Raw genomic sequence first — 15,443 nt, 5'->3', positions numbered from 1 at the left:
TGCTGAGAAAAGCACTGCCGGTCAGGTACTGAGCCGGTAACGGGCAAAGGAAACGAAAAGCATGCGAGCCATGGATGGCGAGCCTGAGCGTACAGGGACTGTATTCACAGCGACTTTTCGTTTTTGCCCGTTAACGGCACTCTCCGGAGCCGGATAATACCCCCGGTTATTTCAGCCCCGGAGCCTTCCACATCGATGTCGTCAGGCCGGAATCCACCAGCGTAAGCTGATCCGCATACACCTTCTGCCAGTTCTGTTTTGCCTTATCATAAACCTCCCGGTGCGCCGGATTTGGCTGATACTCATGCTGCCACTGCACCAGACGCTCACCTGCCGTCACCATATCATCATATAACCCGACACCCGCTCCGGCGGCGATCGCACATCCCAGTGCTGTGGCTTCTTTGACCACCGGCACCCGTACCGGCACCCCGGTAACATCCGCCAGGATCTGACTCCATAATTTGCCTTTCGAACCGCCGCCCGCGAATACCAGTGAATCCGCTTTCACGCCGCTGAATTTGGCAATCAGATCGAGGTTCAGGGAGGAAACGATCGCGGCGTTCTCTTCAAGTGCACGGAACAGCGAAGCCTTATTACTCTTTTCCGCATCAATAGAGAGGTTAATAAAGGAAGGCGCGGCGTGATACCAGGATTTAAAGCGCATCACATCGGAAAAAATCGGCATGATGCCATGAGAACCGGCGGGAACACGGGCCGCCATATCTTCCAGTAAGGAGTAAGTGTCCACACCGAGGCGTTCGGCAATAATTTTTTCTTCAGCGCAGAACGCATCACGGAACCAGCGCATAGTCAGACCGGTAAAGAAACTGATGGATTCCGCCTGCACCATCCCGGGGATAACATGCGGGTTGATACGGGTATTCATATCCGGATCGGTAACCGGTGCGGGCAGGTTTACCACCTGCTGCCAGAACGTGCCGCCGAGTACTGCCGTCTGTCCGGCTCTGACCACGCCCAGCCCGAGACAACCCAGCTGAACATCCCCGCCACCCATCACCACCGGCGTGCCTTCCGCCAGACCGGATTCTCTGGCAGCGTTTGCCGTGATATAGCCCAGTACTGTACCGGTTTCTTTGACCGGTGAAAGAATATCCGCACGCAGTCCGGCCATTTCCAGCAGCCCCGGCCGCCAGTCGCGGGTTTTCAGATCAAGCATCCCTGTTGTGCCGGCATTGGAGGGATCAACGGCCAGCTCGCCGGTCAGTTTGCAGGCCAGCCAGTCGCTGATCATCGTGAGCGTGCCCGCCTGCCGGTAGATATCCGGCCGGTGATGTGCCAGCCACAGCAAACGCGGCATCGCACCGAGGGCTAAGGTTTGGCCTGAGCACTGGTAAACATCATATTCAAAAGTATTATCGTACAGTTCTTTTAATTCACTGACTTCATGGCTTGAGCGCGCGTCCACGTTGGCGCAGGCCCAGATCGGTTCGCCGTTGCGGTCATACAGCACAATCCCCTCACGCATCGAGCAGGCTGCCACACCGGCGATCGCGGAGGCGGGTAAACCGGCATTTTTCAGTGCCAGCGCAATACAATGGCACGCCAGCTGCCAGTTCACCGGCAGATCAAACTCCATCGAACCCGGCACATCCGGCAGCTCGTTATGCCGCCACTCCGCCTGCCCGACCGCTATCTGGTTACCGTGAAGATCAAAAATAACGGCCCTGATACTGCCTGTTCCCGCATCCAGCGCCATCAGGTATTTTTCTGATGAGCCGCTGCCCGTAATCTGATTCATGTCGCCATCCTCACAAATTAAATTGGACCGATACCGTTACACCATGAAATACAGCGTGATTTTTCGTCTGCGGGGCAGTCAGTGCATAAGGTTAATAATGCATCAGGTTAATAATGTCAGCATTACCCGCGCCGTCTGCTCGTCCGTTACCAGGGAATTGATATAACCCCCCAGCAGTGCCGCCACAATCACCTCGGCTTTTTCCTCACCGCCCGCCACCCCGACAACTGTCGGGATGTTTTTCAGCTCTGCGGGTGTGATACCGATAAGTTCGCGGTGCATCTCAACCTCTTCTGTCAGTTCCCCTTCGCGGCCGATAAAGTAGCCGAGAATATCCCCGACCGCTCCCCGCCGTGCCAGCATCAGCTGTTCACCACTGCTGATATAGCCGGAACGCATAATGGTGGCATCCTGTTTCTGATTCACCGCGCCCAGGCCGACCACCGCGATATCCGCCGCGCTGGCCGCCATCAACACATCCTGCACGCTGCGTTCCTGCCGGAATGTCGCGGCTACCGCGGCATTCGATGCCCGCAGCGGTGCCGGGATAATGCTGACCGGACAATTGGCATCCAGCTGGCCGATACCGGTCATATACTGTCCGACACCGCCGGAGAGTGTCACCAGACGGATCTGCTGTGAAGAGACAAACCCGCTCAGATGCTGCAATGTCGCCATTGCCGCTTCCCCGAACCCGACAGCCAGCAACTGGCCGGGCGAAAGCTGTGACATCAGCAGATGTGCACCGGCCACGCCGAGACGGGTGTGGATCTCCGGGCCGTTCAGCGCCGGGAGAATGCGAATTTGTTTTAACGAAAATCTTTTTTTCAGGATATCTTCAAGTTCAAGGCAGCCTTCAAACCGGGAATTTATCTGTACCCGGATGACGCCGGACTGACGTCCTTTTTCGAGCAAACGCGAAACTTTCAGCCGTGTCAGACCGAGCAGATCCCCGATATCTCCCTGTGTGAGACCATCGTGGTAATAAAACCAGGCAATACGGGCCAATAACTCTTCTTCATTCATACTAAGTCCTGAGGCGTCATAGTCCATCGAAGAAACGGAGCTTACCGGGGCTGCTTTCGTGTTTTTTGAAACTGTTGTCATGTGAACTTTTGTTTTCCGTTTTTACAGATAAGCACCTTTTACAGAAATCTGCCAGAGGTGCGGGCCAAAATTTTGAACAAATTCTAACGCAGATCTGATTTTTTCACAAAATATGGCCGAAATATTGTCTTATTTGATTTTTATGGCTTACATTTATGAACAAATGTGTTTATAAATTATAAATGTTCATTTTTGATGTTTTCTTCATCACATAACATCCGGCAGCAATACCCATAACACCAGAGGTGCCGTTATGTCAGAGAAGCAACACCCGATTCAGCCGCTGCTCACCGCCCGCGGCATAGCCAAACAGTTCTCCGGTGTGGTTGTCCTTAAACACATCGATTTCACACTGTTGCCGGGACAGGTTCACGCATTGCTGGGCGGCAACGGCGCGGGAAAATCCACGCTGATGAAAATTATTGCAGGGATTGAACAGCCTGATGCCGGCACCCTGATGCTGGAAGGTCAGGAGGTATCGCACCTGACACCGGCGAAAGCTCATCAGCTCGGACTGTATCTGGTGCCGCAGGAGCCGCTGCTGTTCCCGAATCTGTCAGTACAGGAAAATATTTTGTTCCGACTGCCGAAACATCAGGCGGGCAAAGCCAAATTACAGCAGATGCTGACATCACTGCGCTGTAATTTTGATCTCAGTGCCCGGGCGGGCAGCCTGAATGTGGCGGATCAGCAACTGGTGGAGATCATGCGCGGCCTGATGCGTGACTCCCGGATTCTGATCCTGGATGAACCCACCGCCTCGCTGACCCCGGCTGAAACCGAACGCCTGTTTGATCGGGTGCGGGAATTACAGCAACAGGGTGTCGGGATTGTCTTTATCTCTCATAAATTGCCGGAAATCCATGCGATTGCGGATTATCTCAGCGTGATGCGCGACGGTAATATCGCCCTGGCCGGTCCGGCAAAACAATTTTCCACAGATGAAATTATTCAGGCGATCACGCCGGAAGCGAAGAAAAAGCCGCTGTCAGAGACACAGAAGCTCTGGCTGGATCTGTCTGCCACCCGTAATAATCCGCAGGATGATACGCCGGTGCTGGACGTCCGCAATGCCTGCGGCGAAGGATTCCGTCATATCAGTTTTGTTGTCAACCCGGGGGAAGTGGTCGGACTGGCCGGCGTCGTCGGCGCCGGCCGGACCGAACTCGCTGAAACATTATACGGGCTGCGCCCGCTGATCGCCGGTGAGGTTTTCCTCAACGGTGAAAATCTGCGCGGTGTCAGCAGTGAAAAACGCCTCACCCGGGGGCTGGTCTGTTTACCTGAAGACCGTCAGGCCTCCGGACTTTTCCTTGACGCCCCGCTCACCTGGAATATCGGTGCGCTGGTACACAACCACCAGGGACTGCTGGTAAACCGCTCGCGTGATGATGCATTGCTCGAACGTTACCGACGCGCGCTCAATATCAAATTCAGTGACGGACAACAGATCGTGCGTACGCTGTCCGGCGGTAATCAGCAAAAGATTCTGATTGCCAAATGCCTGGAAGCCAATCCGTCACTGCTGATTATTGACGAACCGACGCGCGGGGTCGATGTCGGCGCCCGTAATGATATTTATCAGCTGATACAAAGCATCGCACAGCAAAATGTGGCGATTTTACTGATTTCCTCTGACCTCGATGAAGTGGTGGCGCTGGCTGACCGCGTACTGGTCATGCATCAGGGCGAGTTCTCCGGGGAATTGCAGCACGACGAGCTGAATACCGACACCATTATGCATATGGCGTTCGGTGAGCACCGCCCGCAAAAAGAAACAGAAAGCAGCCCGTTACAGGAGGCCGCATCATGCTGAAATATATTCAGAATAACCGTGAAGTCACCGCACTGCTGGCCATCCTCTGTCTGTTTGTGCTGCTCGGCGGTATGGAAACCCGCTACTTCAGCCTGCAAACCGTCACCATGATTTTCGGCAGTGCCCAGATCCAGATGCTGCTGGCTATCGGTGCCACACTGGTGATGCTGACCCGTAATATTGACGTATCTGTCGGCTCCACCACCGGGTTATGTGCGGTGATTGTCGGGATCTCACTGAATGCCGGACTGCCCCTCACTGTGGCGATCCTGCTGACCGTTGCCGCCGGGCTGCTGGCCGGGTTGTTCAACGGTATCCTGGTCACCTGGCTGCGGATACCCGCCATTGTTGCCACCCTTGGTACTCTCGGTCTGTATCGCGGCATTATGCTGTTACTCACCGGCGGTAAATGGATTGAAGGTTTACCCGCAGAACTGAAAGATCTGTCAAAACCGGTCTTCCTCGGGCTGTCACCGATTGGCTGGTTTATTATTCTGCTGATTATTCTGATGACCCTGTTCCTGTCCCGTACCACTGCCGGACGCGGTTTCTATGCCACCGGCGATAACTTGCAGGGTGCACGCCAGTTGGGTGTTCCGGTTGACCGTACCCGCATCATTGCCTTCTCGGTAAACGGCATGATGGCGGCGCTCGCGGGAATTGTGTTCGCCTCACAAATCGGCTTTATTCCGAATCAGACCGGTAACGGCCTGGAAATGAAAGCCATCGCCGCCTGTGTGCTGGGCGGGATCAGCCTGCTCGGCGGAACCGGAACTATTGCGGGTGCTATCCTCGGTGCTTACTTTATGACTCAAATCGACAGCGTGCTGGTGCTGCTTAAACTGCCGGCCTGGTGGAATGACTTTATCGCCGGATTTGTATTACTCGCTGTTCTGGTCTTTGACGGTCGTCTGCGTGTGGCACTGGAGAAAAACCTCCGCGCCCAGCGCTATGCACGGTTCCTTAATCCTTCCGCGCAGCAGGAGGCGAAAAAATGAGTATCACCAAACGTTACGGCTGGGAAATTGCTCTCGCGCTGCTGATAGTTCTGGAAATCCTGTTATTCGGTATGGGTAACCCGCGTCTGCTGGATGTCAATGTACTGCTGTTCAGTACCAGTGACTTTATCTGTATCGGCCTGGTCGCACTGCCGCTGACGCTGGTGATTGTCAGCGGCGGTATGGATATCTCCTTCGGCTCCACCATCGGGCTGACGGCCATTGTGCTCGGCATACTCAATCAGGCGGGTGTGCCGATGATTGCCGCGATCCCGCTGACTCTTCTGACCGGCGCATTGTGCGGTCTGATTAACGCGCTGCTGATCCTGTTTACCGGTGTTAACCCGCTGGTGATTACACTCGGCACCATGTATCTGTTCGGCGGCTGCGCCCTGCTGCTCTCCGGGTTATCCGGCGCGACCGGTTTTGAAGGTATCGGCGGCTTCCCGATGGCCTTTACTGACTTTGCCAATCTCGACCTGTTAGGTATTCCGCTGCCGCTGATTATTTTTGCCCTGTGTGTGCTGGTGTTCTGGTTTTATCTGCACCGCACCCATCCGGGCCGCAATGTCTTTTTAATCGGACAGAATGCCCGTGTCGCCCGTTACAGCGCGTTCCCGGTGACACGCACTATTTGTCTGCTGTATGCGATGGTCGGCGTCTCCGCTGCACTCGCGTCCGTCATTTTAGTGTCCTATTTCGGCTCTGCCCGTGCGGATCTCGGGGCATCGTTCCTGATGCCTGCGATCACCGCTGTTGTTCTGGGTGGCGCCAATATTTACGGCGGTTCCGGCTCTGTATTAGGCACCGCGCTGGCTGTTTTGCTGATCGGCTTTTTACAGCAGGGATTGCAGATGATCGGCGTACCGAATCAGGTCTCCAGTGCACTTTCGGGTGCGCTGCTTATTGTTGCCGTTGTTGGTCGTTCCGTTTCTTTACACCGACATCACATCCTTGGCTGGTGGGCGCGTAAACGCAACAGGCAATTCGTATCAGAGTAAAACACGTTTGTTATCACAGATTTGACGAAATGGAGAAAACCATGAAACCCATCATGAAAAAACTGGCGCTCGCCACTGCATTAAGTCTCGCATGTGTTTCCTGGGCGAATGCAGCAGAAAAAGTCGCCTTTATTCCTAAACTTGTCGGTGTCGGCTTCTTTACCAGCGGCGGCCAGGGTGCTGTGGAAGCCGGGAAAAAACTCGGTATCGATGTCACCTATGACGGCCCGACCGAGCCGAGTGTGTCCGGTCAGGTACAGCTGATCAACAACTTTGTTAACCGCGGTTATGACGCGATTATTGTCTCCGCTGTCTCGCCGGACGGATTATGCCCGTCCCTGAAGCGAGCTATGCAGCGCGGCGTGAAAGTGCTGACCTGGGATTCCGATACCAACCCGGAGTGCCGTTCCATTTATATTGACCAGGGCACACCAAAACAGCTCGGCAGCATTCTGGTGGATATGGCCGCGGATCAGGTGAAAAAAGAAAAAGCCAAAGTGGCCTTCTTCTATTCCAGCCCGACGGTGACAGACCAGAACCAGTGGGTCAAAGAAGCAAAAGCGAAAATCGAAGCTGAGCATCCGGGCTGGGAAGTGGTTACCACTCAATACGGTTATAACGATGCCACCAAATCCTTACAGACAGCAGAAGGTATTCTCAATGCCTGGAGTGATCTGGATGTGATTATCGCACCGGACGCCAACGCTCTGCCGGCGGCGGCACAGGCCAAAGAGAACCTGAAGCGCAATGATGTGGCGGTTGTCGGGTTCAGTACCCCGAACGTGATGCGTCCGTATGTGGAACGCGGCACAGTTAACCAGTTCGCGTTATGGGATGTGGTCAAACAAGGCGAAATTTCTGTCGCCGTGGCTGATGCACTGATGAAGAAAGGCGAACTGAATGTCGGCGATAAGATCACCGTCGACGGTGTGGGTGAAGTCGAAGTCTCCCCGAACAGTGTTCAGGGTTATGACTACGAAGCAAAAGGCAACGGAATTGTGGTACTGCCTGAGCGCGTTATCTTCACCAAAGAAAATATTAACAACTATGATTTCTGATGTAGTTGCTGATTTAACCAGTGGCGCGGACCCCCTCCGCGCCTGTTTAACCAGGGGAGAATTCCATGGCTGATTTAGATGATATCCGTGACGGCAAAGACTTCGGGCTTAACACGCCGCAAAAAAATACCCTTTATACCCTCAAAGGCTGCGGTTCGCTGGATTGGGGTATGCAGTCGCGTCTGGCCCGTATTTTTAATCCGCAGGACAATAAAACGGTCATGCTGGCCTTTGACCACGGCTATTTCCAGGGGCCGACCACCGGCCTTGAGCGGATTGATATTAATATCGCCCCGCTCTTTGAACACACTGATGTGCTGATGTGTACCCGCGGCATACTGCGCTCACAGGTGCCGGTCGCGACCAATAAACCGGTTGTTCTGCGGGCATCCGGCGCTAACTCCATCCTGACGGAGCTCTCCAACGAAGCCGTTGCGGTAGCGATGGATGACGCGGTTCGTCTGAATGTGTCCGCGGTTGCAGCTCAGGTGTATATCGGAACAGAGCATGAGCACCAGTCCATCAAAAACATCATCAAAATGGTGGATGCGGGGATGCGTGTCGGTATGCCGGTAATGGCGGTAACCGGGGTGGGTAAAGATATGGCGCGTGACCAGCGTTATTTCTCTCTCGCCAGCCGTATTGCTGCTGAGATGGGCGCCAATATCATCAAAACCTACTTTGTTGAAGAAGGTTTTGAGCGCATCACTGCCGGTTGTCCGGTACCGATTGTCATTGCGGGCGGTAAAAAGCTGCCGGAAAACGAAGCACTCGATATGTGTTTCCGCGCCATTGACCAGGGCGCATCCGGGGTGGATATGGGCCGGAATATCTTCCAGTCCGAAGACCCGGTTGCCATGATGAAAGCGATCCGTGCCGTTGTGCATGGCGGTGAAAGTGCCGCACAGGCTTATCAGCTGTTCCTGAGCGAAAAGAACAAGGGGTAAATTTTGAACGTAACATTAGTGGAAATTAATGTGAAACCCGGCAAAGTGGACGAGTTTATTGCCGTTTTCCGTGAAAATCATCTGGGATCGGTAAAAGAGCCCGGTAACCTGCGTTTTGATGTGTTACAGGACCCGGAAGTGGAAACCCGCTTTTATATCTATGAAGCCTATGCCGATGATGCGGCCGTGGCGGCACATAAGAAAACCCCGCACTATTTACAGTGTGTGGAAAAGCTGGAAGACCTGATGACCGGCCCGCGTAAGAAAACGGTATTTATCGGTCTGATGCCGGAAGTGAAATAAGCGTACCGTCTTTATTCCGTTAAGTGACCGCATAACGGCGGTCACTTTTTTGTATTGATTATTCATTGTTTTATTATTATGGATAGTTACTTATCTTATTTGTTTTATCTTCTCCGGAAATCGGATTAATAAAATATAATAAGCGTACTCACAGTTGCATTCAAAAATAACAAGCATGTATTTTTTAATCTATCTCATATTTCCCTTCTGACATAAAATCAGGCTCAATCCATTTCGGTCCTTTCATATAATGGCCGCCTTTATCTCCTCCGCACATTATTTTTTCTTCATTCAGAAGCCGGTGCGTTTCGCGGAGAATCATAATATTACACGCCTCATATTTATCCGGGCCATTATGAAGATAAAAAAAACGATCTATTGCCGGGTAAATAAGACCGCTTTCACGCCTGGCAACCAGAAACAGGATAACATCTTCCATCGATTCATTTTTTACCATTTCATTGTAATTTATCATTATTTTACACCATTCATTATGAATATGATGCATCCGCCATCTCATGCATATTATCAGCAGTATTACGTTCAAATCCGCTGATATATAATTTTACCTGGTGATTCTTTTCCGGACAATACTGAAACACGTTAACCCGGCCTCCTGAAAAGATTATTTCAACGAGTATCATTAAGACAGCAGAATAAATAACACCGATTATCTTATTGTCTGGTTGCCTGAACGGAATAAGTCCCTTACCATCGATGATAAATCAATCAGGATTCAGGGCTTTCCGGAGATATCATGAAAAAACTCACTGTAACCAGTTCAGTTCTGCCTTTGGCGCTATTTTCCGCTGTTTTCGCCCCGCCGTCTTATGCGGCAGAGACGGACTGTAAACCGATGTCTGAACAGACCCGGCTTAATCATATGAGAATGATGGGGCTTTCTTATCTGAACGGCCCGGTAAAATCGACCTCTATGATGACAACAGCCGGGCAGCAGGACAGCGGTACTCAGATTTTTTCTGCCAGCAATATTACACTGTCACCCTGCGGGCAGATCACTCACTATGATTTCACCCGCAGAAGTATGCAATACGATATGATCTTTGATTTACGGGTGACCGGGGCGGAAACTACTGATGAGATCAGTATGGAATACCGCTTTTCTGCTGATTATATCGGTAAAAAAAAAACGCGCCCGACTATCAGCCGGATTTTTCTGTCCAAAGATGCACAACAGGTTATCACCGGCTACCGGACAGATAATTTTATCGAGGGTAACAGTACCATCATGACCGAGAAAGGCACCGTGGAATACCGCGATGGCAATATACATTCGGTTCTGATAAACAGTGAAATTCTCGCCAAATCCTACAATCTGAATTTTGATTATGATAAAGCAGACCGGCTGACCCGTATTTACACCACACCAATTCCTCTCAGTGACTTTAATTTCACCTACAATGAGAAAGGTGGCCTGGATAAAGGGACAGAAAGAACGGAATCCACCGGAATCGTAACCGGTAATGATATTCAGTGTACTGAATGGGATACGTACCAGAACTGTACCGCCGGTCTCTGGCTCCGGCATATTAACGGCGAACCTGCCGGTGAAGTCCCTTTCCGTACCACTTATGAGTATTACAGTAATAAATAACAGCAGAATACAATTAACATAATCGCATTACCCGATTTTATCGGGTAATGCCTGTTCTTTACTTCGCTGCTGCCGGCGGTGACAGTACGCCAGAATAACCAGTACCAGGTAAATGGCCGGTTCAGGTGTATCAGTCTTCGCTGCCAGAATATAGTGCGTAATCACAATGAACAGCAGCGGATACAGCAGATTATGGATCCGTTTCCACCACCGGCCTGATAACCTGCGTATCCGGTCAGATGATGTCACCGCCATCAGACACAGAATGAACCAGCCCGCCGCACCGAGATTAAGATAAAAGCGGGACACTATCTCACTGAAAAAGAGTGCCGTATTTTCTGCGCCTATTTCAAGAAAAAAATAACTGGCCAGATGCAGCGTTGCCCAGAAAAAACACCATAATCCGAGTAATTTTCTCACCTGATATAAACTGTTCATCTTAAAATAAAAAGCGATCACCGGTATCACTGCGATAATAATCACTAAACGAAGTGCTGTAATACCGGTAAAATGCTGAATATCTTTTGCCGGATCCGCCCCCAGCGCCCCGTAATTAACAGCATAAATAAGCCATACCAGCGGCAATATTGCCGTCAGATGAAAAAAGAGATTAACAAACGGGTAACGGAATAATTTCATCATCAGAAATATCTCCGCAGATCCATCCCTTTATATAATTCCGCCACGTCTTCTGCATAACCGTTAAACAGTAATGTCGGTTGCCGTGTTGTTCTGCCTAACCCTCCGGAGCCGATAAAACGTTCTGTGGCCTGCGACCAGCGCGGATGATCAACCTGCGGGTTTACATTGGCATAAAAACCATATTCACGGGGTGCTGAAAGATTCCATGTGGTCGGCGGCACAGATTCTGTCAGGCGGATTTTAACAATGGATTTTATGCCTTTAAAACCATATTTCCACGGCACCACCAGCCGGACAGGCGCACCATTTTGTTTCGGCAGTTCTTTTCCGTAAACACCTGTTGCCATCAGCGTCAGAGGATGAAGCGCTTCATCCAGGCGTAACCCTTCAATATACGGATACTGAAGCCCGCCCCCGGTAAAGCGGCTCTTTTGGCCGGGCATTTGTTCCGGGGCATACACCGTCTCAAAAGCAACATATTTCGCTTTGCTGTTCGGTTCCGCTGATAATAATAAATCTCTCAGAGGAAAACCGACCCACGGAATAACCATTGACCATGCTTCCACACAGCGCATCCGGTAAATACGCTCTTCGGCCTGAAATTTATGGCGGATCTCATCGGCATTTAATACCAGAGGCCGGTTAACTTCCCCTTCAATCGTCAGTGTCCATTCATCCGTTTTCAGGGTATGTGCGTTTTCAGCCGGGTCCGATTTATTCAGGCCGAATTCATAGAAATTATTATAACCGGTCACTTTATCTTCCGGCGTTAATACCAGGCCGGACTGATACTGTTCAGGTTTTGTATAACTGAGGTCTTTTAAGATTGTCTCCGGAACTCCGGGCTTATCATCGCCGGAAAACCACGAAAACAGACCGGCGCTGACTGACGGGCTGACCATTAATCCGGCAGTACCGGCACCTAATAACTTAAGCAGATTCCTGCGCTTCATCATAAATACAGATTCCGGTGTAATCTCAGATGATCGTATTATTTTTTTCATGATGAGTCCCTGTATTCAAAAAACACGGTAATAACATTCCGTAACTGTTATACCGCATAATCTGAATTTAAAGCTGACAGGACGATGACAAATTTGTCATGAAAGGGACTGAATATCCGGGAAAATTAAGGTTACCGTATTATATGAGCCGGTACGTTCAAATCTGACCTCACCTGAATGCAGTTCTGTTATTGCCTGAACAATCGATAAGCCCAACCCGCTGCCTTCGGACGTTCTCGCATTATCTCCGCGCCAGAAACGGGTAAAGACCTGTTCACTGTTTTCAATAACATCCCCTTCATTCATCACTGAAATGACGGTGCTGCCATGAATTTTTTCCGCAAGAGCAATAACCTCTGTATTGTTATATGAATATTTAATCGCGTTTGACACCACATTAATCATAATCTGCATCAGCAAGACCCTGTCTGCTGACACCGTCACATCCGGTATTTTATTAATTAACCGGATACTTTTCTCATCCGCATAAAATGCCAGTAATTCATAAATATCCTCAACCAGCTCAGAAACAACGACAGGCTCCCGTTTCAGAATAATATTTTTATTCTCTGCTCTGGCGATAAACAGAATGTTTTGTATTATTTTTGCCAGTTTATCCAGTTCTTCTGTATTACTGGCGATAATCGCTTCATACTCATCCGCAGTGCGTGTTTTTTGCAATGTGATTTCATTCTGAATTTTAATGGCATTAATGGGTGTTCTTAATTCATGCGCTAAATCATCCGCAAGTTGTGTCAGCCGGGCAAAATCATTTTTCAGCCGTGAACGCATGATATTCAGTGAATCGCCCAGGCTTTTCAGTTCATCCGGTAACCGGCTGATATCCACTGTCAGTCCCAGAGAGTGCAGGTCTGTTTTCGCAGTGATCCGGCTGAGATGTGCAATATCCTGCAATCCCCGGCGGATAAGCCATATACTGAAGACGACCATCAGGAGGATAGCGATAACGGAAACAATCAGGCTTTGCTGTAAATATCCGCGTAAAACACTGCTGCGATCAACAGAACGCTTTGCCAGCGTGACATATAACTTACCTTCGGGGGCCTCAGTCTCAAAATTAATCACGGAAACCGGCATGTTATCATCGGTATTTTGGTATGAGATTGAAGGCGTTTCCTGATTATCCGGATAATTAAGTTTGTCCCGGGTATTCAGGATGATCTCCGGGTTGGTATCCACAATCACACGATTATCAGCATCCGTTATCTTAATAACGTCCTGCCGCATATCCATCATCCGCCGGAAATAAACAGGCAACGATTTAATATCAATACCACTGACAATCAGTTTAGCCAGTTGATCGGCCCGGTTAATCAGGATGTCATCATCTTTTGAGGCAAGTTCATTTTTCAGAGAGTGATAAAGGATCAGTGTGACAAACCCGGCGTTTGCCACCATCAGTAATATAAATAATGAGACAATTTTAAATCTCAGTGAGCGTATTTTCATCATTCAGATCCGTTCAGGCGGTATCCCATACCACGGACAGTTTCAATTAATTTACGATCATGACCGTCATCTATTTTTTTTCTGAGCCGCCGGACAGCCACATCGACAATATTGGTATCACTCTCAAAATCCATTCCCCACACCTCACCGGCAATCAGAGTTCTGGGCAGGATCTCCCCGGAATGCAGCGCAAAAAAGAGCAACAGAGAATATTCCTGACGTGTCAGCGATATTTTCAGTCCTGCCCGCTGTACATCATGACAGGTAAGATCAATGCTGAGATCGGCGATTTCAATCATCCTGGAATCAGGCTGACAGGTACGCAGCTGATTCCGGACTCTTGCCAGTAATTCGGAGAATGAAAACGGTTTAACCAGATAATCATTCGCTCCCAGTTCCAGTCCTTTTACCCGGTCAGCAACCGCATCCCTGGCCGTCAGACAAATAACCGGTACCATTTTGGAGGTTCTCAATATTCTCAGCACTTCCCAGCCATCCATACCGGGCAACATAATATCAAGAATAACCAGCCGGTAATTATTTTCCAGAGCGAGATACAATCCATCCCGGCCATCCGCAGTGATATCAACAATAAACCCGGCTTCCTCTAATCCTTTTTTAACCCAGCTGCCGGTTTTTTCATGATCTTCAATCAGTAATATTTTCATTTTTATAATCCGGAATTTTTTTCTGGTACATCCTGCATCAGTGTATTTTAATTCCGGACATAAAAAAACAACAGGTCAGTGCCACGCCCGAACGTGGCACCTCAGACCCGTTATCTGATTATAATGACAGAATCCGTTCCGCTATCAGCGACATCAGCACATCTGCCTGCACATCAGTGATGATCGTGGTATTAATATGAGGCTCATCGATACGGCACTGCTTTTCAGCACCGCTCTGCACATCCGGCACAATTGCATGGCTGAAGCCAAAGAGCCTGCGTGACTCATATTCAATATCAACATGTCCGCTGACCCCTGAAAAAATATCAGGGCGGATTAAATACGCAATCACACAAGGATCATGCAGGAAAGGATCAAATTCCGCATATCCGCGCGCCATTTTTGCTGCGATTCCGGCAATAGCGCCGCCCTGCTCTAATTCCCGGCATAACCCCGCCCGGATATCCGCTTTGTGGGTCACATCCAGCCCCAGCATGGTAATATGCTCTGCGCTGTCAAAAACGATATGTGCCGCATGCGGGTCGACATAGAAATTAAATTCCGCGGCCGGCGTGATATTTCCGCGGCGAAATGCTGCGCCTCCCATCAGAACGATATCTTTCACATTATCTCTGAGCCCCGGCTCTTTCAGCATTGCCATTGCAATATTGGTCAGCGGAGCTGTCGGGCACAGTGTGACTTCACCGGGATTGGACATCACGGTATCAATAATAAAATCCACCGCGTGTTTTTCCGGATAACGGTAAGGGGATTCAGGTAATGTTACGCCCGCCAGACCGTCGCTGCCGTGTACGGCTGTTTTGTTTCCCCGCCGTGCCAGCAGAGGACGCCCGCAGCCTTTGGCCAGTGGTATATCCGGACGCGACACAAGTGCGAGTATCCTGCGGGCGTTTTCATAAACCTTATCCGGCTCAACGTTACCGGCCACTGTTGTGATCCCCAGAACCTCAATTTCAGGAGAAGCCAGTGCAAGCAGAATCGCAATAGCATCATCCACACCCGGATCACAATCCATAATAATTTTCGTCATA

Annotated in this window: 15 protein-coding genes; 7 read left to right on the top strand and 8 right to left on the bottom strand. The window is 50.2% G+C overall.

Annotation, left to right across the window (positions count from 1 at the left end):
- Window positions 1–166: 166 nt before the first annotated feature.
- Together lsrK and lsrR are read right to left on the bottom strand one after the other, a co-directional pair.
- Window positions 167–1,762, bottom strand: coding sequence for an autoinducer-2 kinase (lsrK, locus tag JC793_RS09080; protein ID WP_182107907.1), 1,596 nt, complete (start codon window positions 1,760–1,762; stop codon window positions 167–169).
- A gap of 102 nt (window positions 1,763–1,864) precedes the next feature.
- Window positions 1,865–2,815, bottom strand: coding sequence for a transcriptional regulator LsrR (gene lsrR / locus JC793_RS09075; protein WP_046892655.1), 951 nt, complete (start codon window positions 2,813–2,815; stop codon window positions 1,865–1,867).
- Between the two features lie 307 nt (window positions 2,816–3,122).
- On the opposite strand from lsrR, the gene lsrA reads away from it, so the two are divergent.
- The 6 genes from lsrA (at window position 3,123) to lsrG (ending at window position 8,992) form a co-directional block, all read left to right on the top strand.
- Window positions 3,123–4,685 carry an autoinducer 2 ABC transporter ATP-binding protein LsrA gene (gene lsrA / locus JC793_RS09070; protein ID WP_107679078.1) on the top strand — a complete coding sequence of 521 codons (1,563 nt, stop codon included), beginning with the start codon at window positions 3,123–3,125 and terminating at the stop codon, window positions 4,683–4,685.
- Window positions 4,679–5,683, top strand: coding sequence for an autoinducer 2 ABC transporter permease LsrC (gene lsrC / locus JC793_RS09065; RefSeq protein ID WP_046892191.1), 1,005 nt, complete (start codon window positions 4,679–4,681; stop codon window positions 5,681–5,683). The genes lsrA and lsrC overlap by 7 nt, the downstream gene beginning before the upstream one ends.
- Window positions 5,680–6,684, top strand: a complete 1,005-nt coding sequence (gene lsrD, locus JC793_RS09060; RefSeq protein ID WP_107679076.1) for an autoinducer 2 ABC transporter permease LsrD — start codon at window positions 5,680–5,682, stop codon at window positions 6,682–6,684. The genes lsrC and lsrD overlap by 4 nt, the downstream gene beginning before the upstream one ends.
- Before the next feature lie 41 nt (window positions 6,685–6,725).
- Window positions 6,726–7,742, top strand: a complete 1,017-nt coding sequence (lsrB, locus tag JC793_RS09055; protein ID WP_107679167.1) for an autoinducer 2 ABC transporter substrate-binding protein LsrB — start codon at window positions 6,726–6,728, stop codon at window positions 7,740–7,742.
- Between the two features lie 65 nt (window positions 7,743–7,807).
- Window positions 7,808–8,689: a 3-hydroxy-5-phosphonooxypentane-2,4-dione thiolase gene (gene lsrF / locus JC793_RS09050; RefSeq protein ID WP_218428235.1), complete on the top strand. Its 882-nt coding sequence runs from the start codon at window positions 7,808–7,810 to the stop codon at window positions 8,687–8,689.
- Window positions 8,690–8,692: 3 nt separating this feature from the next.
- The gene (lsrG, locus tag JC793_RS09045; protein ID WP_004239424.1) at window positions 8,693–8,992 is read left to right on the top strand and encodes a (4S)-4-hydroxy-5-phosphonooxypentane-2,3-dione isomerase; all 300 of its coding nucleotides are present in this window, start codon (window positions 8,693–8,695) and stop codon (window positions 8,990–8,992) included.
- 184 nt (window positions 8,993–9,176) lie between these two features.
- Here lsrG and JC793_RS09040 read toward each other — a convergent pair whose 3' ends face one another.
- Window positions 9,177–9,467: a hypothetical protein gene (locus tag JC793_RS09040; RefSeq protein ID WP_166708966.1), complete on the bottom strand. Its 291-nt coding sequence runs from the start codon at window positions 9,465–9,467 to the stop codon at window positions 9,177–9,179.
- A gap of 282 nt (window positions 9,468–9,749) precedes the next feature.
- On the opposite strand from JC793_RS09040, the gene JC793_RS09035 reads away from it, so the two are divergent.
- Window positions 9,750–10,607 carry a hypothetical protein gene (locus tag JC793_RS09035; RefSeq protein WP_218428233.1) on the top strand — a complete coding sequence of 286 codons (858 nt, stop codon included), beginning with the start codon at window positions 9,750–9,752 and terminating at the stop codon, window positions 10,605–10,607.
- Between the two features lie 27 nt (window positions 10,608–10,634).
- Here JC793_RS09035 and msrQ read toward each other — a convergent pair whose 3' ends face one another.
- From msrQ to JC793_RS09010, 5 genes are all read right to left on the bottom strand, one after another.
- Window positions 10,635–11,249 (bottom strand): protein-methionine-sulfoxide reductase heme-binding subunit MsrQ, encoded by a 615-nt coding sequence (gene msrQ, locus JC793_RS09030; protein WP_218428232.1) that lies wholly within the window; start codon window positions 11,247–11,249, stop codon window positions 10,635–10,637.
- On the bottom strand, window positions 11,249–12,253 hold the full coding sequence (msrP, locus tag JC793_RS09025; RefSeq protein WP_046892197.1) for a protein-methionine-sulfoxide reductase catalytic subunit MsrP: 1,005 nt from the start codon (window positions 12,251–12,253) through the stop codon (window positions 11,249–11,251). The genes msrQ and msrP overlap by 1 nt, the downstream gene beginning before the upstream one ends.
- A gap of 96 nt (window positions 12,254–12,349) precedes the next feature.
- Window positions 12,350–13,726, bottom strand: a complete 1,377-nt coding sequence (locus JC793_RS09020; RefSeq protein WP_218428230.1) for an ATP-binding protein — start codon at window positions 13,724–13,726, stop codon at window positions 12,350–12,352.
- Window positions 13,723–14,391 (bottom strand): heavy metal response regulator transcription factor, encoded by a 669-nt coding sequence (locus tag JC793_RS09015; RefSeq protein WP_214095261.1) that lies wholly within the window; start codon window positions 14,389–14,391, stop codon window positions 13,723–13,725. The genes JC793_RS09020 and JC793_RS09015 overlap by 4 nt, the downstream gene beginning before the upstream one ends.
- A 118-nt stretch (window positions 14,392–14,509) precedes the next feature.
- The gene (locus tag JC793_RS09010) at window positions 14,510–15,442 is read right to left on the bottom strand and encodes a nucleoside hydrolase (RefSeq protein ID WP_218428228.1); all 933 of its coding nucleotides are present in this window, start codon (window positions 15,440–15,442) and stop codon (window positions 14,510–14,512) included.
- Window position 15,443: the final 1 nt, after the last annotated feature.

It is taken from the genome of Morganella morganii (genome assembly GCF_019242955.1).
Taxonomy (GTDB): Bacteria; Pseudomonadota; Gammaproteobacteria; order Enterobacterales; family Enterobacteriaceae; genus Morganella; species Morganella sibonii.
The sequence above is the reverse complement of the archived record's forward strand: the minus strand, read 5'-3'. Positions and strand labels throughout refer to the sequence as shown.